Origin of the sequence: Gemmiger gallinarum (genome assembly GCF_014982805.1) — a bacterium.
In the GTDB taxonomy this organism is placed as follows: domain Bacteria; phylum Bacillota; class Clostridia; order Oscillospirales; family Ruminococcaceae; genus Gemmiger; species Gemmiger gallinarum.
This window is the reverse complement of sequence record NZ_JADCKC010000001.1, coordinates 353,420-375,243: the sequence shown is the minus strand read 5'-3', so window position 1 is coordinate 375,243 and position 21,824 is coordinate 353,420. Positions and strand designations below refer to the sequence as shown.

Below are 21,824 nucleotides of genomic sequence, written 5' to 3'. Positions count from 1 at the left end.
ATACTTCAGATGTGAAATCAAAAGGAGATTTGCTGTTATGGTACATATTCGCAACAATCAGGGCACCTGCTCTGTTCGCACGCTGGTTGAGCTCAACGACGATCATACCATTGCCCGGGTGGAAGTTCTGGGCGGTTGCAACGGCAACCTGAAAGGTATCTCTCAGCTGCTGGTCGGTATGAAGGCTGAGGATGCAATCCAGCGCATGTCCGGCACTACCTGCGGCCGTAAGCCCACTTCCTGTCCCGATCAGATTGCCAAGGCTTTGGAAGAAGCTCTTTCCGAAATGTAAATACCATCACCTGACGGCAGGCACGGCGTTTGCGCCTGCCCGCCGCCTGTTTTTTACCAAACTGCCCGCACAGCGGGCGAGAGGAGCCTGCAATGGATTGTTTTCAGTATCCGCTGGACACCGAACAGCTTTTGCGCAAAAAGCGCCGCATCCGCCGCGAGCTGATGGCGCAAAATCCGCACCCGCTCAAAAAGAAAATAGCAATCCTCGGCGGGTCCACCACCAATGAGGTGGCCGACCAGTTGGGGCTTTTTTTGCTGCAATACGGCATTGAGGCTGACTTTTATCAATCGGAATACGGCCAGTACTGGCAGGACGCCATGTTCGGCTCCCCGGAGCTGGACAGCTTTGCTCCCGACATTATCTATATCCATACAACCTGGCGTAACATTACCCAGTTCCCGACGACCCGGAGCAAGCCCCAGGAAATTGACGAGATGCTGGAGGCAGAATTCTCTCATTTCACCACCATGTGGCATACCATTGCCGAAAAGTTTCACTGCCCGGTCATTCAAAACAACTTTGACCGCCCCAACTACCGCCTTATGGGCAATCGGGACATTTACGATCCCTGCGGCCGCAGCAACTTCATCTCTCGCCTGAACCAGAAGTTCTATCAGTATGCTGCGGAGCATCAGGATTTCTATATCAACGATATCGACTACCTCTCCGCCGACTATGGTCTGACCGCCTGGGGAGATGCCTTCTACTGGCATATGTACAAGTATGCCATGTGCTTGGATGCCATTCCTTCTCTGGCCAACAGCATTGCCAACATCATCAAGTCCATCTACGGCAAGAACAAAAAGGCTCTTGTGCTGGATCTGGACAACACCCTTTGGGGCGGTGTTGTTGGCGACGACGGCGTGGACGGCATTGCCATTGGCCCCGAAGTTCCCGAAGGTCAGGTCTATGCCGAGTTCCAGAGCTACTGCAAGGCACTGCGTTCCATCGGCGTGATTCTGGCCGTGGATTCCAAAAACGACGAGACCAACGCCCTTGCCGGCCTGAATCATCCGGACGGCGTGCTGCGTCCTGATGATTTCGTCTCCATCCAGGCCAACTGGGACAACAAGGATGTCAACCTCAACCGCATTGCTCAGGAGTTGTCGCTGGGGGTGGACAGCTTCGTCTTTGCCGACGACAATCCGGCCGAGCGCGCCATCGTCGCCGCACAGATCCCCGGCGTTGCGGTGCCGCCTCTGGATGGCGCTGAAAACTATATCAAGATGCTGGACCACGGCGGTTATTTTGAGGTCACCACGCTTTCGGGAGAGGATCTTAAAAAGACGGAGCTGTACCACGCCAATGCCCAGCGCCGCAAGGCGGAGGCTGCCTTTACCGATTACACGGATTATCTGCGCAGCCTGGAAATGAAAGCGACCATCCGCGGCTTTGAGAACATTTATATCCAGCGCATTGCTCAGCTGACCAACAAGTCCAACCAGTTCAATCTCACGACGCTGCGCTGCTCGGAGGATGACATCCGGGCCATGGCGGAGAATCCCGCATGGCTCTGCCTGTACGGCAAGCTGGTGGATAAATTCGGTGACAATGGTGTTGTCACCGTGGTGGCCGGCGAGCAGCAGGAAGATGCCCTTCATCTTCGTCTGTGGCTGATGAGCTGTCGGGTCCTCAAGCGGGGGATGGAAGACGCCATGATGGACTGCCTGGTCAAGGATGCCGCAGCCCGCGGGGTTGCCAAAGTCATCGGCTACTATTATCCCACCGCCAAAAATGCCATGGTCAAAGATTTCTATGCCCGCATGGGCTTTACTCAGACAGCTGCCGACGATGCCGGCAATACCACCTGGGAGCTGGACACCGCATCCTATGCGGAAAAGCACCCGCAAATGGAGATCGAACGCTGATTTCACCCGAAGGGAGATTGCCCCATGAAGTCAAACGCACAGCCTGCCCGCCGGGGTGTCCGCCTTGGAAAGGCGTTCGCCTTTACAGGCCTTACGGTTCTTTTGTGTCTGGCACTCAACTTTTTGCTGGTGGACGATGTGCATTCCTACTCCCGGGTCATGCTGGACGAGCTGTATGCCCAGAGCGGGGAAATCGATACGCTGTTTTTAGGGGCATCCCACTGCTACCGCAGCTTTGATCCCGCCGTAGTGGATGAAAAGCTGGATACCCACAGCTTCAACGCGGGCACTTCTCAGCAGCTTCCCGACGGCTCCTACTATCTTCTGCAGGAAGCGGCGGCCCGCAATGATCTCGACACCGTATATCTCGAAATGTTTTATACCGGCTACAACCAGCAGGCTTCCAGCGACGTGCCGCTTGCCTGCTATCTGCTGGCCGACTATATGCCCCTGTTGTCGGCAAACCGGTATCTTTACCTCTGGGAGATGGGCGGGCCTGCCGCCTTTGCCGACCTGATTTTCCCGGCGCGCCATACCATTGCCAGCCCGGATGAAATCCCTGAGCTGTGGGTTGCCAAGCTGACCGATGGTTATGAGGTGGGCAATTACAAATATGTGACTTATCCCAACGAGGAGGAATACCGCGGCAATGGCTTTGTCTACACCTACGGTGTTACCCCTTACGGGTATGAAGCGATTCTGGATGTAGACCCGGATGCACCTCTGTCGGAATTTGGCCTGGAGTATCTTGAGCGCATCACCGAGTTCTGTGCAGAAGAGGAGATCCGGCTGGTACTGGTGACCGCCCCGGTCCCCAACGCTTTCTGTGCCAATACCGAAAACTATCAGGCATACCTTTCGGCGGTAAGCGATTATGCCGCTGCCCACGGTCTGGAATTCTGGGACTTTACCCTTTACCGGGACACAGGGGCCCTGAACATGGACAGTGACGCCTTTGCCGATGCCCACCATCTCAACGGTGAGGGAGCGGAACGGTTCACGCCGGTTTTCTGCGATGTGGTCAAGGCAAGAGAAAAGGGTGTCCCGGTGGAGGAACTCTTTTTCCCGACGCTGGAAGAAAAGCTTGCATCTGCTCCCGACGGCACCTATGGGCTGTAAGCGGACGCGATAGAATAGGGGAGTTCTATGTTTTCTGTCAATGCACCCGGCTTTCTGGTCTTTATGGCAGTGCTGCTGGTGATCTGGTACCGCCTGCCTGCGGCCAAACGCTGGTATGTCATGCTGGCGGCGGGGATCATCTTTTATCTGTCGCTGGATATTCCCGGCTTTTTTGTGCTGTTTGCCTCAACCCTTGTGGTCTGGTTCTGTGCCCGCCGGGCCATGCCGGATGACAGGGGTGGCGCCCGCACCTGGTTTGGGATTGGTCTTGCCGCCGCCCTGGGACCGCTGCTGTTATTGAAATATTATGCCATGATGGCCGGGACCCTCAACGACCTGCTGGGACTTCGGCTTTGGAGCGGCAGCCTTCTGCAGCCGTTGGGCCTTGCTTATTACAGCTTGCAACTGACGGGATACCTTCTGGATGTGCGCCGGGGCGAGATCCAGCCTGAGACGCGCTTTGCCCGGCTTCTGTGTTATGCGTCCTTCTTTCTTTCCATCACGCAGGGTCCTTTCAATCACTATCGCAATCTGATGCCGCAGCTCGACACAACACCGGCTTTTGAAATGCGCAATCTTCAGTCCGGCATCATGCGCTGCGTCTGGGGATACTTTAAAAAATACGCCATTGCCGAGCGGATGGCCACCGTGGTCAATGCGGCGTTCTCCAATCCACAGGATATGGATCTGTCTCAGCTTATCTTTGGCGTGGTAGTGTTTGCCTTTCAGCTGTATGCGGATTTTTCCGGCTACACCGACATTGTTCTGGGCGCTGGAGAGACCCTGGGCCTCAAACTTCCGGAAAACTTCCGCCAGCCCTATTTTGCGGCGACCATCGGCGAATTCTGGGATCGGTGGCATATTTCGCTGTCGTCCTGGCTGCGGGAGTACATTTTTGAGCCTCTGGCCTGGAACGGCTGGTTCCGGCGGCTGCCGGTGATCGGCCGTTTCTTCACAAAGCCTCCGGTCAACGCCAGCCTGCTGGTCACCTTTCTGGTCAGCGGATTCTGGCACGGAGCTGCGTGGACTTACGTAGTATGGGGCCTGTTGAATGGCGCCTACCAGGTTGTCAGCGGCCTGACCCGGCGCTGGCGCAAAAAGACCTGGAAGCGCCTGAAAGTTTCTGCCAAAAGCCGTGCCCATCATGCCTTCCGCGTGGTGTTCGTTTTTATTTTGATCTGTATCGGATATGTTTTCTTCCGTGCGGAGAGCCTGGGGGCGGCCCTGAACTATTTCGCCTGTATGGGAGCACGTGTAGAATTCACCGTTTTCTCCCGGTATTGGGAGCTCGGGCTTTCCAGCAGGCTGGATCTTCTGCTTCTGCTGGCAGGTATGGCGCTGCTCGTCCTTGTGGATGTGCTGCACGAGCGAGGCTGGCAGATCCGGAAAAGAATTCTGGAAAGTCCGCTTCCGGTACGCTGGTGCATCTACGAATGCGTCATCTTTGCCTTTTTGCTTATGGGCCGTTTTTTGTCGGAAGGAACCTTCCTGTACGCCCGTTTTTGATCTATATGAATCAATCTGTCCTCTGCCGTGCACTTGCTGCATGGCAGGGGCTTTTTTGTTTTGACAGGGGACAGGCAGTTCTATCTCATGGCAGGTGGACATACAGTGTTGGTGTAAACCCGAATGCGAGGTGAAACCAATGGACGAGTATTATGCTTTGGTCAAAAAGCTGCCGGAGCCCTTCCGGACAGAACTCTCCGGCCTGAACACCCAGATCGCTCCCTTCGTGCAGGAGATCCGGCTGCGGGTAGGTCAGCCCGTCATGTTCACCATGAAGGGCCGACTTTCTCCCTGCATCAAATATCTTCCCCGCGCCGGACACTGCCAGCGAGTACCGCCGGAGTCCATCCAGGCCTGTTTTCTTGCCCTGTGCCGCCACTCTGCCTATGCCTATGAGGAGGAACTGGCTCAGGGGTTCTTTACCATTCCCGGCGGCAACCGCATCGGGGTGGCGGGAACCCGGGGAGCCTCCGGCTTTTCTGCCGTTACATCCCTCAACCTGCGGGTGGCGCGCTGGATCACCTGCGAACTTCCCGCCGAGGTTCTCAGACCGCTGTCGGCACTATCCGGCGGGATTCTGGTTGCCGGTGTGCCGGGGAGCGGCAAAACCACCTTTTTGCGCAGCATGATTCAGTATCTGAGCCGGAGTGACAGGGTGTTCTCAGTGGTGGACGAGCGGGGAGAATTGCTGTGGGGCGGTTCCGCCGGACTGCCCCAGGACCGCAGCATTCCCTGCGATGTCTATACCCAATACCGCAAATCCGACGCCATCTGCATGGCCCTGCGCTGCATGAATCCTCAGGCCATTGTCTGTGATGAACTGGGTACAGCAGATGATGCCGCCGCCCTGGAGGCCGGAGTGGCTTCCGGCGTTGTCTTTTTGGCGTCCGTCCATTGTGACCAGGCTGAAAATCTGGAGAAAAAGCCTCAGCTGGCCCGGCTTTTGCGTACCGGAGCCTTTGACACCGCGGTTCTTCTCGATGGCCGCTCCCACCCCGGCGTGGTGGAGCGGGTGGTGGCGCTGTAATGGCCGCCCTGTGGCTGGCGGGCGGTGTTCTTCTGATTGTCTGCGGCGCGGCAGGCGGTTTTGCCCTTGCCTTGCGGGAACAGAACAAATGGCGGACCGCCCACGCATTCCTGCGGTTGTTGGAGTACACCTCCGATTCTATCCGCTATCGAGGCTGTCCGGCCGAAGAAGTTCTGACGGCAGCCGCTGCCTATCCTGAATTTGCCCGCCTCAGCCTGGAAAGATGTATCCGATTCACCGAGATTTCGGTTCCGGATGTATTTGAGCCGGCCATGCGGGAGGAGCTGGCAGAACGTCTCCTGTCACTGGAATCCTGCGGCAGAGAATCCGCCTGCCAGACACTGGAAGGCATGGTCCGGCTCTGTCGTCCCCGGGAGCAATCGCTACAGGAGAAAGAACGCAGCGCCATGCGGCTGTACCCAAGGCTCGGCGGCTGCATCGGAGCACTGGCCGCCATTGCGCTGATATAACCCAAAAAAAGGAGCGGCTGTTTATGGACATTGACCTGGTATTTAAGATCGCCGCTACAGGAATCATCGTGGCCGTACTCAACCAGCTGCTGATCCGTTCCGGGCGGGAAGATCAGGCCATGATGACTACCCTGGCAGGGCTGATTGTTGTGTTGACCATGCTGGTGGGGCAGATCAGCGATCTGTTCGTCCTCATCAAAGCATTGTTTGATTTATAAGATACTGCGATGGTTTGCTATGTTGATACTCAAAGCTGCCGCGCTGGCGGTCGTGACCTGTGTGATCACACTGATTCTGAAAAAAGAGCAGCCCGCCTATGCATTTCTTGCCTCCGCCTGCGGTGCCGTCTGCCTTCTTGTGGTCGCCGCAGACCGTCTGGCGCCCTTTCTCGACTGGATACATACGCTGTCCGACTACGGGATCACCGGCAGCGCTTCCTGCCTGCTTCAGGTGTTGGGGATTGCGCTGATCGGACAATTTGCATCAGACCTTTGCCGGGAAGCAGGATTGCCCGCCGCGGCATCTGCGGTAGATCTGTGCGGACGGCTTCTGGCTTTGCTGCAGGCGGTCCCCATGCTGGAAAGTTTGCTGGATTCCTTCTCGGGCTTTTTGCAGTGATGGTACTTCTGTTTGTATTTGCCCTTCCGGCCCATGCAGCTGAGCCGCCTGATTCGGCACAGGAAATTCTGGAACAGAGCGGACTGGATCAGGACAGCCAGGATCTTGACTGGGATTTCGGTACACTTTTGGAAAAAGCCGCCGACCTTCTCTCAGATGAGCTGACCAAGCCGCTTCGTTTTGCGGCCCAAGCACTGCTGTATCTTGCCGTCGCCTGTGCCGTCGGCCTGGCTGCGGAGGGCGGCAGCTGGAAAAGGTGCATCGATGCCGTCTCTGTGCTCGGGTTCGGCGCACTTGGCCTGTCCGCCATGATGGATCTTATCGGCAGGGTCTCCAGCACGGCGGCAGAAAGCCAGACCTATCTGGTCGGCTTTATTCCTGTCTATTCCGCCGTGCTCACTCTGTGCGGACAGACGACCGGAGCGGCGGTGTACAGCGGAATGTTTTTTTCCATGTCTGCCTTTCTTTCCATGGCCATCGACCGGGTGCTGATGCCGGTCATGCAGATTTACTTCTGCTTTTCGGTATCCGCTGCCTTGTGGGGCAATCCCGGGGTAGAGGATGCTGCCAGACTGTTTTCCCGCTGCCTTTCCTGGCTGCTGAAGGGATGCGGAACGCTGTTTTCCTTTGTGCTGGGGCTGCAGGGCATTCTAGCCGGCAACAGTGACTCGGCGGCGCTGCGCATCGGGAAAAGTGTGTTGTCCGGCGCACTGCCGGTGGTGGGAGATGCTGCTGCCGCTGCCTTGGAAAGCACTGTTGCAACGGTACGCCTGCTCAAAGGGTCCCTTGCCCTGGCTGCCGTCCTCGTCATGGCCGCTGCTTTTCTGCCGGTGTTGCTGCACTGTACGCTGTACTTTCTGGCTTTTTCCGTATCCGGTATTCTGGCCTCAGCCAGCGGACAGCGGCAATGCGGACAGATCTGCCGCCTGTTCGCCGATGGTGCCCGACTGTGCGGCTCGGTTCTGACACTTTATTTTTTCATGGTTTTTTTGTCGACACTCCTGCTTTTGCTGCTGGGAAATGGGGGATGACATATGCAATCGTTGAAAAGCCTTGCCCTTGGCATCTGCATTCTGTGTGCCGCGGGCGGCATCATTCAGATTTTCTGGCCGGATAATTCCTACAAACCGGTCATAAATACCGTACTCGTGCTGTATATTATAACGTCGGCACTGCAGATGCGCGGCTGGGATCAGTGGAGCCTGCCGCATCTGGATCTTGCCGATCTCCCGGAATATTCGGACCCCGCCGAGTATGATGCCTATGTCGATGAGCTGGCGCAGGGAGCCTCCGTTCAGGCACTGCAATCCCTTCTCAATGAACAAGGCATCGATGCGGAACTCACCATGGAGGGAAACACCTGCCGGGTCTGTCTGCAGGATGAAGCCGACCGCAGTCTGGCGGAAGAGATTCTGCAGGAAAACAGCGGCACGCTTCCGTATGAGATTACATCGGGAGGTGATACTCCGTGAAGATTCCCTCTTTACAGGCCCTGCGGGAACGGATGGTGGGAGACAAACGTCTGGTCAACTGGGCGGTCATCGCCGGCATTGCAGGGATGGCCCTAATTGCACTCTCGGAATGGCTGCCCTCCGCGCCGCCGGATGAAACTGCCGCCCAACCGTCGGAACCCTCCTCGTTTTCTGTTTCGGATTATGAGGAGAACCTAGAGCAGCGTTTGGAGGCACTGATCCGACAGGTCGACGGGGCCGGGGAGACTTGTGTAATGGTCACGCTGTCAAGTTCAGCCTACACCGTCTACGCCACCGACAGCGAAACCCGTTCGGACGGCAGTGTCCGGGAGGAGCATCTGCTTCTCGACGATGAAGCCTCCGATCCCGCGCTGGTGGAGACGACCCGGACGCCGGAAGTGCAGGGCGTTGCTGTTTTGTGCAGCGGCGCGGACAGTCCCGATGTCCAGGCGAAAGTCACCCAGATCGTGCAGGTCCTGACGGGGATCGGGGCCAACCGTATCACAGTCGAACGCATGGCACAGCAGGGCTGACCTGCCGCGCCTGAAGCCATTGAACTTACTGACAAGGAGGAAACTGCTATGAAAGTCAAACAGGCGGGGCGAGGTATCACCATGCTGGCACTTACTGCGGCGCTGGGAGCCGCTGTCTATCTGAACTGGTCTTTCTCCAAACAGACGCCGCAGACCGTGTCCACCGATCTTCCGGAAGAAGATGCCGTTTCCGTGTCGGCTGAAGTTGAGAGCGAGCCTGAAGCGCAGGCGGTCCAGGGAGAGGCGGGGGATACGGTAGCCGTTTACGATCCGCTCACCACAGAGGAGCAGCAGACCAGCCAGGAAGCCGGCGACAAAAATTACGGGGAGGCACAGCTGGTCAGCGTCAACGAAGACACCGGGAATGAATTTTTTGAAGCGGCACGCCTTACCCGGGAGAAAAGCCGCGATGAAGCGCTGGACACCATAGAGAAAACTCTCAAGAATTCGTCTCTCTCCGACGAGGAGAAACAGAAGATGACCGATACCCTGAAAGAGCAGATCTCCAACATTGAAACGGAGAGCGAGCTGGAAACACTGATCAAAGCCAAGGGCTTTGTGGACTGTGTCGTCATGCTGGACGGAACCTCTGCCAGTGTGACGGTCATGACCGAAAACGATGCCCTGACCGCAGCCGAAGTGACCAAGATCCGCGATGTGATCCTGTCCAAATGCTCCGAGATCAAAGCCCAGGACATTACCGTGGTGGAAGTCAAGTAATGTCCGCGTGATGCCGCACACAGCCGCCCGGATTCGGTTGCAAAGCCGTGTAATTTGTGGTACACTAATTTATACTTTGATACCGCAATACGGCAACCAATATGTGCAGGGCGCGGCGCCTGATCGCCGCGAACATCCTGCGGCTAGGAGGCAACTCGAATGGATGTACGCAATACCGCGGGCGGCAGCCTGCAAATTTCCCTGGAAGTCGTTGCCAAGATCGCGCGCCTTGCCGCGCTTGAAGTCGACGATGTGGCCGAGGTTTCCAGCGGCAGCAATCAAAGCGTGCGCGGTCTTTTGAGCAAGACCAATCTGCAGAAGGACGTTGACGTGGAGATGAAGGACGGCGTTGCCGTTGTCACCATCCATGTGATCCCGGTCTACGGCAGCAAGGTCATGCGTGTCTGCGAAAAGGTACAGGAGAATGTCAAGCAGACCATCCAGAACATGACGGGCATCACTGTATCCCGCGTCAATGTTGTGGCTGCCGGTCTTGCCGAGTCTGCTGGGCCGGTCGAAGAATAAAGTTAAAGAAGAGGAATTATGGAAGGAAATGCAGTTACCCGCCGCGAAGCGCGGGAAAGCGCTTTTCTTGCTGCGTTTTCGGCAACGTTTCAGCCGGAACAGCCGCAGGAAGCCATCCGCGATTGCGGTGAGATGCAGGAAGTCGTGCAGGATGCGTTTGCCGTGCAGCTTTTGCAGGCTATGAATCAGCATGCCGAAGAAATCGATGCGCTGATTACCGCCCATCTGAAAGGCTGGGCACTCAGCCGCCTGCCGCGCGTCAGCCTGACCGCCATGCGCCTGGCGCTGGCCGAAATGCTCTACGGAAGTGAGAAAAAGCCTGCCGTTGCCATCAATGAGGCAGTTGAGCTCGTAAAAAAATACGGTGCCGAAAACGACTATCAGTTTGTCAACGGACTGCTTGGCACTGTAGCCCGTGAACAGCCGGAAGCAGGGGATCCCACCGCTTCCGACTCTGCAACATGCTGACGCTCGGGATTGATACCAGCAATTACGCAACCTCTCTGGCCGTGTTTGACACGGATGCCGGAGAGGTTGTTTGCGATGCCAAGAAATTTTTGCCTGTGCGCCCCGGCCAGCTTGGTCTGCGCCAGAGCGATGCGGTGTTTCACCACACCGCGGCATTGCCGCAAATGCTGGAGGAACTTTCTCACCGGACCGACCTTACCGCCATCGGCGCTGTGGGGGTATCCGCCCGGCCCCGCCCGGTGGAGAAATCCTACATGCCCTGCTTTTTGGCCGGTGTCAATGCCGCTGCGGCTTTTTCACTGGCCCAGGGCATTCCGCTGGTGCAGCTGACCCATCAGGAGGGGCACATTGCCGCCGCATTGTTTGCCGCTTCCGGCAGTGAATTGTTTGACCGTCAGGTGCTTGTCTTTCATATTTCCGGCGGAACCACCGACCTTCTTTTCTGCGAAGGAGCGAATCCGGTGCAATGCCTTGGCACCAGCGGCGATTTGTACGCCGGTCAGGCAGTGGACCGGCTGGGCGTCCGGCTGGGCTATGCCTTTCCGGCTGGGGCTGATGTCAGTCGTCTGGCGGCCTGCTGCAGTGAGGACATTCGTCCCAAGGTCAGCGTGAAAGGCACGACCTGCAGCTTTTCCGGCCTTGAAAATCAGTGTGTCAAACTGCTGGAGGAAGGGCGGTCACCCGAGTATGTCTGCAAATACTGCCTGCTCTGTGTCGCCGAAACGCTGCGCCGCATGGCAAATGCCGCCCGGGAACAGTATCCCGGACTCACCGTTGTCTTTGCGGGTGGTGTCATGAGCAGTGAAATCGTGCGGGACTATATTCTGACCCGCATGCAGAACGTCCGCTTTGTTCCCGGGAAATTTGCCAGCGACAACGCTATCGGCATTTCCATCCTGGCTGCCAAGGGGGTATCCGCATGGCCGACTACATCGATGTAACCACACTCAATCGTCTGGCCCGCCGGGTTCTTGCTCAGTGTGAGCCGCTCAACAATCTGATTGTCTGCGGCGAGATCTCCAACTTTACCCGTCATTACAAGAGCGGTCATCTGTATTTCACCCTCAAGGATGCGGACAGTTCTGTCAAGGCTGTGATGTTCCGGGACAAAGCCCGGCTGCTCAATTTTGAGCCTCAAAACGGCATGCTGGTGCTGGCTTACGGCAATGCAACCCTGTATGAGCGGGATGGCGCTTTCCAGGTCTATGCGGACTATATGCGGCCTTTTGGTGCCGGTGCCGCGCAAATGGCCTTTGACGCTCTGAAGAAAAAGCTGGAGGCAGAAGGGCTTTTTGCGGCAGAGCACAAGCGTCCTCTGCCGGTCATGCCTCGCTGTATCGGAATCGTCACCTCAAAAACCGGTGCTGCCCTCAAGGATGTTTGCCAGGTCATGGGCCGCCGCTGGCCGCTGACTCGTCTGCTGCTCGCCCCCGTCAGTGTGCAGGGGCTGGAGGCGGAAGACAGCATCCTTGACGGTATCCATGCACTGGAATCCCGCAGGGATGTGGAACTGATCCTCATCACCCGCGGCGGCGGCAGCAAGGAAGACCTGTGGGTCTTCAACAGCGAACGGATCGCCCGCGCCGTGTATGCATGCCCCAAGCCGGTGGTTTCTGCGGTTGGTCATGAAATCGACTACACCATCCTCGATTATGTGGCCGACCTGCGTGCGCCCACACCTTCCGCTGCTGCGGAACTGTGTGTGCCGGATCAGAACCGTATCCGCAGTGAAATATACAGTTTTGGACAGAATATTCAAAATAGTATACAGTCTGCGTGGCAGATGTGCTATAATAGGTTCAGTACCGCACGGCCGGAGCAGGCCATGCGAATTCAACGGAGTGCAATTGCCGCAAAACAACAGCAAACTGCCGAGATTTCCGCTCGGATCACTCGCACGGCAAACGACGCACTGTCCCGAAAGCAAGCCGCTTTGGGCGCGTCGGCGGGGATGGCCGCATCCCTGAACCCATATGCCGTATTGTCCCGGGGATATGCAATGGTTTTGGATGAGACTGGGGGTTGCCGACCGGTCGGGGCACTGCGTCCCGGGCAGAACATCACTTTGAAAGGCGACGGGGCACAGGCCGATTGTACCGTAACCTCCGTTCGTTCTGATAGAGAGGACCCATATGAAGAAAGCACCCAAAAGCTTTGAGGAAGGTCTCGAACGCCTGCAGGGGATCCTGGCCAGAATGCAGGAGCCGGATACTCCGCTGGCCGAGTCGGTCAAGTTATATGCAGAGGCTGCAGACCTGATCCAATACTGCAACAAAGCCCTTGACTCTGCAAAGCTGAAGATTGAAGAAATCGACACCCGTCTGAGCGGCGCATCCGCCGGGGTGGGGGAGGCAGACGATGGACAATGATGCTTACCTTGACAAGTACCGTTCCTATGTTCGTCTGACAGAGGAACGGTTGCTCACCCTGTGTGACCGCTATCTTCCGGAGCAGGCGGAGATTTCCCGCGCCGCGCGGTACAGCCTGCTGGGCGGCGGCAAACGGGTACGGGCTGTACTGGTTCTGTCCTCCTGTGAACTGGCAGGGGGAGACGTGGATGCCGCCGCGGATTACGCCGCAGCACTGGAGATGCTGCACTGCTATTCTTTGATCCACGATGATCTGCCCTGCATGGATAACGATGATTTCCGGCGCGGCCGCCCCAGCTGCCATCGCCAGTACAGCGAGTCCACCGCACTGCTTGCCGCGGACGCACTGGTGACGGCAGCCTTCGAGGTGATTGCCAACGCACCGCTCAGTGCCGACAGCCGTGTCCGCGCTGCGGCTGCCCTGGCCTGTGGGGCAGGTGCCCGCGGCATGCTGTACGGCCAGGAGTTGGACAAACACTTTGAACATCACCGTGCCGACGCCGAGCAGCTGCTTTCGCTGCACCGCCACAAAACTGGTGCGCTGATTCTGGCGGGGGTACAGCTCGGCTGTGAGGCTGCGGAGGCCCCATCAATGCTGCGCCAACCGCTGGAAACCTACGCCCGGGAGATTGGTCTTGTCTTCCAGATCGTTGATGATATTCTGGATGTCACCTCCAGCACCGAAGCACTGGGCAAGCCGGTGGGCAGCGACGCAGAAAACGAAAAGACGACTTTTGTCACGCTGTACGAATTGGACGGCGCACAGGCTATGGCACAGCAGCATAACGATGCCGCGCTGGCCGCACTGGAGCCCTTGGGGGAAAGGGCAGATTTTCTGCGCAGGATGGCCGAAAGCCTTCTGGTGCGCAACAAGTAAAACTGCGGAATGGGGTATGTGAATGCATTGGCTTCTAATGCCGCTTCAATGGAATTTTGTTCTGGTCACTGCGCTGCTTGGTTCGATTTCCGCGCAGCTGATCAAGGTCATTCTGAATCTGATCATTATCGGCCGGTTTGTTCCTGAGCGGGTCTGGGGGGCGGGCGGCATGCCCAGTTCCCATTCCGCCACCGTATGTGCCATGCTGGTGGCCACGGGGCGTTACTGCGGTCCCGACTCGTCTCTGTTTGCCGTTGCCGTGGTAGTCTCCATTATAGTGATGTATGATGCTATGGGAGTCCGCCGGGAAACGGGGGAACAGGCCAAGGTCCTCAATCAGATGCTCAACGAATGGATGGACGAGGGGGCCCAGAATTTCCCGTGGCTTGCCGACAAGCGCCTTAAGGAAATGGTCGGTCATACGCCCATTCAGGTGCTGGCAGGTGCCATTCTGGGGATTGTGATTGGCTTTATCGTCCCCATGCCGTAAACTGCCTGCTGTACTGTTTCTCTGCCTTGATTTCAAGGCAAGGATCGTGAAACGAAGAGGTGTACCACATGAGGTATCCATTGCTAAGCCGTATCAATCGGCCGGGAGATGTGAAAAAGCTCATGCCGGAAGAACTGCCTGTTCTCTGTGAGGAGATCCGCAGTTTTCTGATCGAGAGCGTCTCCGCAACCGGAGGCCATTTGTCCTCCAATCTCGGTGTGGTTGAATTGACCGTTGCTTTGCACAAAGCACTGGTTCTGCCGCGGGACAAAATTGTTTTTGATGTCGGCCATCAGTGCTATACCCACAAACTGCTCACCGGCCGCCGGGCTGGTTTTGCACATCTGCGCCAGAAGGACGGCATTTCCGGCTTTCCCTGCCCGGCCGAAAGTGACTGCGACGTGTTTATTGCCGGTCACGGAAGCACGTCGCTTTCAGTAGCCATCGGCATTGCCCGTGCTAAAAAGCTCAAGAAAGAGCCCGGCAAAGTAGTTGCCGTCATTGGAGACGGTGCTTTCACCGGCGGCATGGTCTACGAGGGTATGAACAACGTAGGCATGCTCAACAACTTGATTGTCATCCTGAATGACAACAAGATGTCCATCTCCAAAAATGTCGGAGAGATCGCCAACTATCTGACCCGTCTGCGCACTGATCCCAAATATTTTCATGCCAAGGCCCAGATGGAAAATGCTCTGGAAAGCATTCCCGTGCTGGGCAGCGGCGTGGTGCGCGTGCTGCAGGGCGGCAAGCAGATCATCCGCCGCGGGATCTATCACTCCACCATGTTTGAGGAAATGGGGTTCCAGTATGTAGGACCGGTGGATGGACACGATGTTATCCAGCTCAGTCAGATGCTGACCAATCTCCAGGAGCAGGCCGCGCCGCTGTTCATCCACATTGTTACCCAGAAGGGCAAAGGCCTGAAACCCGCCGAGGAAAATCCCGGCGAGTTCCACAGTGTTTCCGCCTTCGACCTCAACCACCTGACCAACCCGGAAGTCTCTCCCAAAGACAGTTTTTCCAGCTATTTCGGCGCCAAACTGTCCACGCTGGGCAACGAGTGCACCAAGCTGTGTGCCATCACCGCAGCCATGAAGTACGGCACTGGTCTGCAGTTTTTCAAGCACGACCATCCCGACCGCTTCTTTGATGTGGGCATGGCGGAACAGCACGCCGTGACTTTTGCTGCCGGCCTTGCCAGTCAGGGCCTCCTGCCGGTGGTTGCCATCTACTCCACCTTCTTCCAGCGGGCCTACGATCAGATGATCCATGATGTCTGCCTCATGCGGCTCAATGTTCTGTTTGCCGTTGACAGAGCCGGGCTGGTTCCGGGGGACGGCGAGACCCATCAGGGAATTTATGACCCTGCCTTCTTCAGCCAGATGCAGATCGAGACCTATTCGCCCGCCAACTATGCCGAGTTGGACCACTGGCTCAGCTATCTCGTTCGGAAAGGCCAGGGCCCCCGAGCCATCCGCTATCCCCGCGGTGAGGAAAAGCCCTCCATGGCGGCTCTGGGCTGCACCGGCAATCTCTTTGATTTGATCGAACAGCGGGAGGGTGCAAAGATCGTCTTTGTCAGCTATGGTGCTGAGACGGAGGAAATTCTGGCCGCCGGGGACCTGCTGCTGCAAAAGGGCATTGCTGCCGACTGCTGCAAGCTGGTGCGAATCTATCCGCTGCCGGAGGGCCTGTGTGATGCCCTGAAAAAGTACGATACCGTCATCTTTGCCGAGGAGTGCGTCAAGGACGGCGGCATTGGCCAGCAGCTCTGCTTTGCCTTGCAGCAGGCGGGCTGGACCGGCCGGTTCGTGCTGCACGCGGTCAACAACCGCCATTTGTTGCACGCCAATGTACCGCAGCTCCGCAAAGATCAAAATCTGGATGCCGCGTCGCTTGCCCAGAGTGCACTCGGCGCAGAAAGCGAGAACAAGGCATGAAAGTACGTTTGGACCAATATCTCTGCCAGGAAGGCTTTACCCAGAGCCGTGAGCGGGCGAAAGCTCTGATCATGTCCGGGATCGTCTTCATCAACGGTCAAAAGGCCGACAAGGCAGGGGAGCCCGTCCCCGAAGGCGCTCAGGTGGAGGTGCGCGGGCATGACATCGGTTATGTCAGCCGCGGCGGGCTCAAGCTGGAAAAGGCCATGAAGGTGTTTCCGCTCAGTCCCGACGGAAAAATCTGCATGGACATCGGCGCATCCACCGGTGGTTTCACCGACTGCATGCTCCAAAACGGCGCCGTCAAGGTCTACGCCGTGGATGTGGGCTACGGGCAGCTTGCCTGGAGCCTGCGCACCGATGCCCGTGTCATCAATATGGAGCGCACCAATATCCGCAACGTGACCCCCGACATGCTGGAGGATGCCATCGAATTTTTTAGTGTGGATGTGTCCTTCATTTCCCTCAAGCACATCTTCCCGGTAGCGGATGCCGTCTGTTCGCCCGATGCCTGCGGCGTCTGCCTGGTCAAGCCCCAATTTGAGGCTGGACGGGAAAAAGTCGGCAAGAAGGGGGTCGTCCGGGAGCCGGAAACCCACCGCGAGGTTCTCCGTGCGGCCATAGACTACGCGGCACAGAATCATTTTGCCGCGGAAGGGCTGGATTACTCGCCCATCAAAGGCCCCGAAGGCAACATTGAGTTTTTGTTGTTCGTGCGCCACAACGGCACACCTTCTCTCGCGGAGGACGCCATAGACCAGGTGGTAAAGGCTGCCCATCAGGCGCTGGACGGCGTTTCTTCCCATCATCTGGGATGACCCAGCCGCAGCACATGGCCGCACAGGCCGGAAAGAGATTTGTTACATGACGGTTCTTTTGTATCCCAATCCGCTCAAAGACACCGATCTGTCGGTCACACGCCGCGCGGCGGCATTGCTTGCGGGCTATGGCGTCCGGGTACTGCTGCCCGACGGCCTGGGCCCGGATGCAGTCTGCCAAGAGGCGCAGTGTCTCCCTCTGGACCAGGCCCTGGCACAGGCGGATCAGGTCATCACCATCGGCGGGGACGGCACGCTGCTACGTGCTGCCGCTCAGTGCCTGGAAGCCGGCAAGCCGCTTTTGGGCATCAACTTGGGCCGCATGGGATTTCTCGCTACCTGCGAAATGGACGAAATGCCGTCCAAACTCAAGCGTCTGGCGGTTGGTGACTACCATCTGGAACCCCGCTCCCTTCTCAAGGTTGAGAAAAACGGCGGAGAGTGGACTTCCGCCGCACTCAACGATGTGGTGCTGTTCGGCAAATCCCGTATGCACCCCATGGACTATACCGTCTACTGCGACGGTGTGTTTGTCTGCCGGTATCGCAGCGACGGCATCATCGCCGCTACCCCCACCGGTTCAACCGCATATTCGCTGTCTGCCGGCGGTCCCATTCTGGATGCCTCTGCATCCGTGTTCGTCCTCAATGCCATCTGCCCGCACAGTCCCCGGCAGATCCCGCTGGTATTTTCTGCCTCGCGCCGCCTGACGGTGGTGACAGAGGCATCCAACCGTGACAATGTACTTGCCTCCGCCGACAGCCGTGTGTCCTGTGAACTGGAGCCGGGAGACAAGGTCGATATATTTGTAGCTGAAACACCGCTGCAGTTGGCAACGTTCGACCGGGCTGAACAGTTCCGGGCCATTGAGACCAAGCTGATGAGGAGATGATACGATCCATGAAACGCGCAAGGCACCAGGCCATACTGGACCTGATTGAAAAGCATCCCATTGACCGGCAGGAGGAACTTCTCTCCTATCTGCGGGATGAGGGATTTGATGTAACCCAAGCCACGGTCTCCCGAGATATCCGCGAGCTGCGCCTGGTCAAGACCGCAACCGGCAGCGGCGGGTATCGCTATATGTCCGCGTCTGAGTCCGGCAAGGTCAGTCATTCTCCCAGCCGGTTTGAAACCATCTTCCGGGAATCGGTGCTCAAAGTCGACTACGCGGGCCACATGGTACTGGTCAAGTGCTTTTCCGGTATGGCCAACGCCGCCTGCGAAGTATTTGATGCCCGGGCATGGGACAATGTGGTCGGCACACTTTCCGGCGACGACACGTTCTTCATTCTGATGCGCACGGAAGAATCTGCCAGAATGATTTGTGAGGAACTGCGCCGGTTTACGCCCCGGCACTGAACTGCTGCAAGCAAAAAGAGGGGAGATGCCCGGCCATGCTGACGGATCTCAAAATTGAAAATGTGGCGGTGATCGAAAAAGCTGAGGTGCATTTTGCCCCCGGCTTTAATGTGCTGACCGGCGAAACCGGCGCGGGCAAATCCATCCTGATCGACTCCATCAACGCCATTCTTGGCAATCGGGCTTCCCGGGAGCTGGTTCGCAGCGGAACCCAGAAAGCCTGTATCTGGGCAACTTTTGAAAATATTCCCGCCAATGTCCGTGCCCAGATGGAACGCTGCGGTTATGAGGCACAGGACGATCTTCTGCTCTACCGTGAAATCAACGCGGAAGGCAAAGGAAGCTGCCGTGTCAACGGCATGCCCGCTACCGCTACCGTAGTGCGGGATATCTGTGCGGGGCTGATTGCCATTCACGGTCAACATGACAGTCAAAGTCTGACCAATCCGGCCGCCCATCTTTCGCTGCTGGATCAGTACGCGCAGAATGGATCTCTGCGGGAAGCCTATCACAAACTTTACCGGGAAGTGGTCCGGGTCAAGCGGGAAGCCGATGCCCTCATGGCCAGCGAGGCCGACAAACAGCGCCGCATCGCTGTGCTGACCGAGGAGGTGGAGGAACTCACCGCTGCCAACCTGTCGGCGGACGAGGAATCCCAGCTGACGGAACGCAAAAATGTGATCGTTCATGCGCAGAGCATTCTCGACCGCATCACAGCCACTTACGCTGCACTGGACGGTCAGGAGGATACCGATGTCCTGGGGGCTGCGGATCTGCTGGGGGACGCATCCACCAATCTTTCGGAAGCCGCCCGCCTGGACGAAAGCCTTTCCTCCCTTTCCGAACGACTGAACGACCTCTACTACACGGCACGGGAGCTGACCACCGATCTTGCCGACCGTCTGGACGGCTATACCTTTGACGGCGGTGAACTCAATCAGATCGAGGAGCGCCTTGACCTGATTTATCGGCTCAAGAAAAAGTACGGCGGTGAAGTTTGTGATCTTCTGGCGCGGCGGGATGCCGCGGCGGCTGAGCTGGAGACTATCCAGTCCTCTACAGAGCGTCTGGAAAAGCTCAACCAGCTCAAGCAGAATCTTTACCATCAGGCCAGAGAGGCGGCTGATCGGCTGACCCAGTCTCGTCTCAAAGCCTTTGATGCCATGAACCGACAGATGCTTTCGGCACTGGCTTTTTTGAATATGCCGGGCATCCGGTTCACGCTGCGCCATCAACGAGGGCCGTTGGCCTCTGCCGGGCAGGATACTATCGAATTCCTCATTTCCACCAATCCCGGTGAAGATCCCAAGCCGCTCTCCAAAGTAGCTTCCGGCGGCGAGCTTTCCCGCATTATGCTGGCTTTCAAGAGCGCGCTGGCAGACAAGGATGCCATCCCCACCGTGATCTACGATGAGATCGATACCGGCGTATCCGGCCTGGCGGCCGGACGGATCGGACAGCTGCTCAAGCAGACGGCGGCAGGACACCAGGTCCTGTGCATCACCCATACGCCCCAGGTAGCCGCCTTTGCGGACAATCAGCTGCTGATCCGCAAGGAGGTCCGGGAGGGCCGCACCTATACCCAGATCCATACTCTGGATATGGACGGTCGTATTCGGGCTTTGGCTGCCATGATCTCGGGCGACAAGGTCACCGATCTGAGCCTGGCCAATGCCCGTGAGATGATTGAGAAGTCCCGGTAAAGGTCAGTTCTTGACTTTTGGCCACAGATATGATAGTGTTAACTTTGTTCAAATGCATTGATGAGGAACAGTAACTGTCATTGTCGTGCGAGAGAGAGGCCCCGGTTGGTGCAAGGGACCGGCAGGACGGACGGTGAATACCCCTCTGAGCAGCAGGCTGAACGTCCCCGAGACCGGGGATCAGTAGGCTGTGCCGTGTGCGCACGTTACAGCGTTTGGGTATCGGTCCGGTCGCATCTGCCGCCTGTACCCGTGAAGGTCCGTCACCGTGAGGGGATGGACGAACAGAGGTGGTACCGCGTAATCATCGCCCTCTGCCAAATTTCACGTTTGGCAGGGGCGTTTTTTTGTCCCTTGCCGCAAACATTCAAGGAGGAAATCCCATGCAGATCTATGAAGAACTGAAAGCCCGCGGCCTGATTGCTCAGGTGACCGACGAGGAAGAAATCCGCGATGTCATCAACAACGGCAAGGCCACTTTCTACATCGGCTTTGACTGCACAGCAGACAGCCTGACAGCGGGTCATTTCATGGCCCTGACTCTGATGAAGCGCCTGCAGATGGCCGGCAACAAACCCATTGCACTGATCGGCGGCGGCACCACCATGATCGGCGACCCTTCCGGCCGTACCGATATGCGCAAGATGCTGACCAAGGAGGACATCAACCACAATGCCGAGTGCTTCAAGCGTCAGATGGAGCGCTTCATTGAGTTCGGCGACGGCAAGGCCATGATGCTCAACAATGCCGACTGGCTGCTCAACCTGAACTACGTGGAACTGCTCCGTGAGGTCGGCGCATGCTTCAGCGTCAACAACATGCTCCGCGCCGAATGCTACAAGCAGCGCATGGAAAAGGGCCTGTCCTTCCTGGAATTCAACTACATGATCATGCAGAGCTACGACTTCTACTACATGTTCCAGCATTACGGCTGCAATATGCAGTTTGGCGGCGATGACCAGTGGTCCAACATGCTGGGCGGCACCGAACTCATCCGCCGCAAGCTGGGCAAGGATGCCTTTGCCATGACCATCACGCTGCTGACCGACTCCCAGGGCAAGAAGATGGGCAAGACCGCCGGCAATGCTGTCTGGCTTGATCCCAACAAGACCAGCCCCTTCGAGTTCTACCAGTACTGGCGCAATGTGGGGGATGCGGATGTCCTCAAGTGCATCCGCATGCTGACCTTCCTGCCGCTGGAGCAGATCGATGAGATGGATCACTGGCAGGGCGAGCAGCTCAACAAAGCCAAGGAGATCCTGGCCTTTGAGCTGACCCAGATGGTTCACGGCACCGAGGAAGCCAAAAAGGCGCAGGCAACCGCCCGCGGTCTGTTCAGCGGTGCTGCCGATGAGGCAAACATGCCCTCCACCAAGCTGGATGAAAGCCTCCTCCGCGACGGCAAGGCCGGACTGCTGTCCGTGATGGTCGCAGCCAAGCTGTGCTCCTCCAACCGTGAGGCCCGTCAGCTGGTCCAGCAGGGCGGCGTTCTGGTGGACGGTGAGAAGGTTGCAGATCCTTCCTTTGCGCTCACTGCCGAACAGCTCAAGAGCGGCGTAGTTATCAAGAAGGGCAAAAAAGTTTACCATAAGGTCATGCTGTAACAGGGCGAATCGGCGATGACGTTCTGAAATCGGAAAC

25 protein-coding genes and 1 other annotated feature are annotated in these 21,824 nt (G+C 57.4%); all 25 genes read left to right on the top strand.

Annotated elements, in window-relative coordinates; translation table 11 throughout:
* Positions 1–37: 37 nt before the first annotated feature.
* A complete protein-coding gene (locus INF35_RS01860) occupies positions 38–292 on the top strand; it encodes a TIGR03905 family TSCPD domain-containing protein (protein WP_193499851.1) in 255 nt (84 codons plus the stop codon).
* 92 nt (positions 293–384) lie between these two features.
* Positions 385–2,163, top strand: coding sequence for an HAD-IIIC family phosphatase (locus INF35_RS01855; protein ID WP_193499850.1), 1,779 nt, complete (start codon positions 385–387; stop codon positions 2,161–2,163).
* A 24-nt stretch (positions 2,164–2,187) separates the two neighbouring features.
* Positions 2,188–3,282, top strand: a complete 1,095-nt coding sequence (locus tag INF35_RS01850; protein WP_193499849.1) for a hypothetical protein — start codon at positions 2,188–2,190, stop codon at positions 3,280–3,282.
* 27 nt (positions 3,283–3,309) lie between these two features.
* A complete protein-coding gene (locus tag INF35_RS01845; protein ID WP_193499848.1) occupies positions 3,310–4,788 on the top strand; it encodes an MBOAT family O-acyltransferase in 1,479 nt (492 codons plus the stop codon).
* 139 nt (positions 4,789–4,927) lie between these two features.
* Positions 4,928–5,815 carry an ATPase, T2SS/T4P/T4SS family gene (locus tag INF35_RS01840; RefSeq protein WP_193499847.1) on the top strand — a complete coding sequence of 296 codons (888 nt, stop codon included), beginning with the start codon at positions 4,928–4,930 and terminating at the stop codon, positions 5,813–5,815.
* The gene (locus tag INF35_RS01835) at positions 5,815–6,285 is read left to right on the top strand and encodes a hypothetical protein (RefSeq protein ID WP_193499846.1); all 471 of its coding nucleotides are present in this window, start codon (positions 5,815–5,817) and stop codon (positions 6,283–6,285) included. Before INF35_RS01840 ends, INF35_RS01835 begins: the two co-directional genes overlap by 1 nt.
* 23 nt (positions 6,286–6,308) lie before the next feature.
* A complete protein-coding gene (gene spoIIIAC / locus INF35_RS01830; protein ID WP_193499845.1) occupies positions 6,309–6,503 on the top strand; it encodes a stage III sporulation protein AC in 195 nt (64 codons plus the stop codon).
* A gap of 19 nt (positions 6,504–6,522) precedes the next feature.
* Positions 6,523–6,903, top strand: coding sequence for a SpoIIIAC/SpoIIIAD family protein (locus INF35_RS01825; protein WP_193499844.1), 381 nt, complete (start codon positions 6,523–6,525; stop codon positions 6,901–6,903).
* Positions 6,903–7,934, top strand: a complete 1,032-nt coding sequence (locus INF35_RS01820; RefSeq protein WP_193499843.1) for a stage III sporulation protein AE — start codon at positions 6,903–6,905, stop codon at positions 7,932–7,934. The genes INF35_RS01825 and INF35_RS01820 overlap by 1 nt, the downstream gene beginning before the upstream one ends.
* Positions 7,935–7,937: 3 nt before the next feature.
* Complete coding sequence (locus tag INF35_RS01815) at positions 7,938–8,375, top strand: hypothetical protein (protein WP_193499842.1); 438 nt, start codon at positions 7,938–7,940, stop codon at positions 8,373–8,375.
* Complete coding sequence (locus INF35_RS01810; protein ID WP_193499841.1) at positions 8,372–8,908, top strand: stage III sporulation protein AG; 537 nt, start codon at positions 8,372–8,374, stop codon at positions 8,906–8,908. The genes INF35_RS01815 and INF35_RS01810 overlap by 4 nt, the downstream gene beginning before the upstream one ends.
* Positions 8,909–8,956: 48 nt before the next feature.
* Positions 8,957–9,628, top strand: a complete 672-nt coding sequence (locus INF35_RS01805) for a SpoIIIAH-like family protein (RefSeq protein ID WP_193499840.1) — start codon at positions 8,957–8,959, stop codon at positions 9,626–9,628.
* Positions 9,629–9,787: 159 nt separating this feature from the next.
* On the top strand, positions 9,788–10,153 hold the full coding sequence (locus INF35_RS01800; protein WP_193499839.1) for an Asp23/Gls24 family envelope stress response protein: 366 nt from the start codon (positions 9,788–9,790) through the stop codon (positions 10,151–10,153).
* Between the two features lie 18 nt (positions 10,154–10,171).
* A complete protein-coding gene (gene nusB, locus INF35_RS01795; protein ID WP_193499838.1) occupies positions 10,172–10,621 on the top strand; it encodes a transcription antitermination factor NusB in 450 nt (149 codons plus the stop codon).
* A complete protein-coding gene (locus INF35_RS01790) occupies positions 10,615–11,562 on the top strand; it encodes a tRNA (adenosine(37)-N6)-threonylcarbamoyltransferase complex transferase subunit TsaD (RefSeq protein ID WP_193499837.1) in 948 nt (315 codons plus the stop codon). Before nusB ends, INF35_RS01790 begins: the two co-directional genes overlap by 7 nt.
* The gene (gene xseA, locus INF35_RS01785; RefSeq protein ID WP_193499836.1) at positions 11,541–12,779 is read left to right on the top strand and encodes an exodeoxyribonuclease VII large subunit; all 1,239 of its coding nucleotides are present in this window, start codon (positions 11,541–11,543) and stop codon (positions 12,777–12,779) included. Before INF35_RS01790 ends, xseA begins: the two co-directional genes overlap by 22 nt.
* Positions 12,754–12,990 (top strand): exodeoxyribonuclease VII small subunit, encoded by a 237-nt coding sequence (gene xseB / locus INF35_RS01780; protein WP_193499835.1) that lies wholly within the window; start codon positions 12,754–12,756, stop codon positions 12,988–12,990. The genes xseA and xseB overlap by 26 nt, the downstream gene beginning before the upstream one ends.
* Positions 12,980–13,867, top strand: a complete 888-nt coding sequence (locus INF35_RS01775) for a polyprenyl synthetase family protein (protein WP_193499834.1) — start codon at positions 12,980–12,982, stop codon at positions 13,865–13,867. Before xseB ends, INF35_RS01775 begins: the two co-directional genes overlap by 11 nt.
* Before the next feature lie 22 nt (positions 13,868–13,889).
* Positions 13,890–14,357 (top strand): divergent PAP2 family protein, encoded by a 468-nt coding sequence (locus INF35_RS01770; RefSeq protein WP_193499833.1) that lies wholly within the window; start codon positions 13,890–13,892, stop codon positions 14,355–14,357.
* A gap of 68 nt (positions 14,358–14,425) precedes the next feature.
* On the top strand, positions 14,426–16,300 hold the full coding sequence (gene dxs, locus INF35_RS01765) for a 1-deoxy-D-xylulose-5-phosphate synthase (RefSeq protein WP_193499832.1): 1,875 nt from the start codon (positions 14,426–14,428) through the stop codon (positions 16,298–16,300).
* Positions 16,297–17,118 (top strand): TlyA family RNA methyltransferase, encoded by an 822-nt coding sequence (locus INF35_RS01760; protein WP_193499831.1) that lies wholly within the window; start codon positions 16,297–16,299, stop codon positions 17,116–17,118. The genes dxs and INF35_RS01760 overlap by 4 nt, the downstream gene beginning before the upstream one ends.
* A gap of 46 nt (positions 17,119–17,164) precedes the next feature.
* The gene (locus tag INF35_RS01755; RefSeq protein ID WP_193499830.1) at positions 17,165–18,010 is read left to right on the top strand and encodes an NAD(+)/NADH kinase; all 846 of its coding nucleotides are present in this window, start codon (positions 17,165–17,167) and stop codon (positions 18,008–18,010) included.
* 8 nt (positions 18,011–18,018) lie between these two features.
* Positions 18,019–18,480, top strand: coding sequence for an arginine repressor (locus INF35_RS01750; protein ID WP_193499829.1), 462 nt, complete (start codon positions 18,019–18,021; stop codon positions 18,478–18,480).
* A 35-nt stretch (positions 18,481–18,515) separates the two neighbouring features.
* A complete protein-coding gene (gene recN, locus INF35_RS01745) occupies positions 18,516–20,183 on the top strand; it encodes a DNA repair protein RecN (protein ID WP_193499828.1) in 1,668 nt (555 codons plus the stop codon).
* Positions 20,184–20,231: 48 nt separating this feature from the next.
* Positions 20,232–20,501: a binding site (T-box leader), on the top strand.
* Between the two features lie 65 nt (positions 20,502–20,566).
* The gene (gene tyrS / locus INF35_RS01740; RefSeq protein WP_193499827.1) at positions 20,567–21,787 is read left to right on the top strand and encodes a tyrosine--tRNA ligase; all 1,221 of its coding nucleotides are present in this window, start codon (positions 20,567–20,569) and stop codon (positions 21,785–21,787) included.
* Positions 21,788–21,824 lie beyond the last annotated feature (37 nt).

Bases quoted from the DNA above. Each gene is read 5' to 3' on its own strand.
- INF35_RS01860 (WP_193499851.1), top strand. From the start codon at position 38: ATGGTACATATTCGCAACAATCAGGGCACCTGCTCTGTTCGCACGCTG.
- INF35_RS01855 (WP_193499850.1), top strand. From the start codon at position 385: ATGGATTGTTTTCAGTATCCGCTGGACACCGAACAGCTTTTGCGCAAA.
- INF35_RS01850 (WP_193499849.1), top strand. From the start codon at position 2,188: ATGAAGTCAAACGCACAGCCTGCCCGCCGGGGTGTCCGCCTTGGAAAG.
- INF35_RS01845 (WP_193499848.1), top strand. From the start codon at position 3,310: ATGTTTTCTGTCAATGCACCCGGCTTTCTGGTCTTTATGGCAGTGCTG.
- INF35_RS01840 (WP_193499847.1), top strand. From the start codon at position 4,928: ATGGACGAGTATTATGCTTTGGTCAAAAAGCTGCCGGAGCCCTTCCGG.
- INF35_RS01835 (WP_193499846.1), top strand. From the start codon at position 5,815: ATGGCCGCCCTGTGGCTGGCGGGCGGTGTTCTTCTGATTGTCTGCGGC.
- spoIIIAC (WP_193499845.1), top strand. From the start codon at position 6,309: ATGGACATTGACCTGGTATTTAAGATCGCCGCTACAGGAATCATCGTG.
- INF35_RS01825 (WP_193499844.1), top strand. From the start codon at position 6,523: ATGTTGATACTCAAAGCTGCCGCGCTGGCGGTCGTGACCTGTGTGATC.
- INF35_RS01820 (WP_193499843.1), top strand. From the start codon at position 6,903: ATGGTACTTCTGTTTGTATTTGCCCTTCCGGCCCATGCAGCTGAGCCG.
- INF35_RS01815 (WP_193499842.1), top strand. From the start codon at position 7,938: ATGCAATCGTTGAAAAGCCTTGCCCTTGGCATCTGCATTCTGTGTGCC.
- INF35_RS01805 (WP_193499840.1), top strand. From the start codon at position 8,957: ATGAAAGTCAAACAGGCGGGGCGAGGTATCACCATGCTGGCACTTACT.
- INF35_RS01800 (WP_193499839.1), top strand. From the start codon at position 9,788: ATGGATGTACGCAATACCGCGGGCGGCAGCCTGCAAATTTCCCTGGAA.
- nusB (WP_193499838.1), top strand. From the start codon at position 10,172: ATGGAAGGAAATGCAGTTACCCGCCGCGAAGCGCGGGAAAGCGCTTTT.
- INF35_RS01790 (WP_193499837.1), top strand. From the start codon at position 10,615: ATGCTGACGCTCGGGATTGATACCAGCAATTACGCAACCTCTCTGGCC.
- xseA (WP_193499836.1), top strand. From the start codon at position 11,541: ATGGCCGACTACATCGATGTAACCACACTCAATCGTCTGGCCCGCCGG.
- xseB (WP_193499835.1), top strand. From the start codon at position 12,754: ATGAAGAAAGCACCCAAAAGCTTTGAGGAAGGTCTCGAACGCCTGCAG.
- INF35_RS01775 (WP_193499834.1), top strand. From the start codon at position 12,980: ATGGACAATGATGCTTACCTTGACAAGTACCGTTCCTATGTTCGTCTG.
- INF35_RS01770 (WP_193499833.1), top strand. From the start codon at position 13,890: ATGCATTGGCTTCTAATGCCGCTTCAATGGAATTTTGTTCTGGTCACT.
- dxs (WP_193499832.1), top strand. From the start codon at position 14,426: ATGAGGTATCCATTGCTAAGCCGTATCAATCGGCCGGGAGATGTGAAA.
- INF35_RS01760 (WP_193499831.1), top strand. From the start codon at position 16,297: ATGAAAGTACGTTTGGACCAATATCTCTGCCAGGAAGGCTTTACCCAG.
- INF35_RS01755 (WP_193499830.1), top strand. From the start codon at position 17,165: ATGACGGTTCTTTTGTATCCCAATCCGCTCAAAGACACCGATCTGTCG.
- INF35_RS01750 (WP_193499829.1), top strand. From the start codon at position 18,019: ATGAAACGCGCAAGGCACCAGGCCATACTGGACCTGATTGAAAAGCAT.
- recN (WP_193499828.1), top strand. From the start codon at position 18,516: ATGCTGACGGATCTCAAAATTGAAAATGTGGCGGTGATCGAAAAAGCT.
- tyrS (WP_193499827.1), top strand. From the start codon at position 20,567: ATGCAGATCTATGAAGAACTGAAAGCCCGCGGCCTGATTGCTCAGGTG.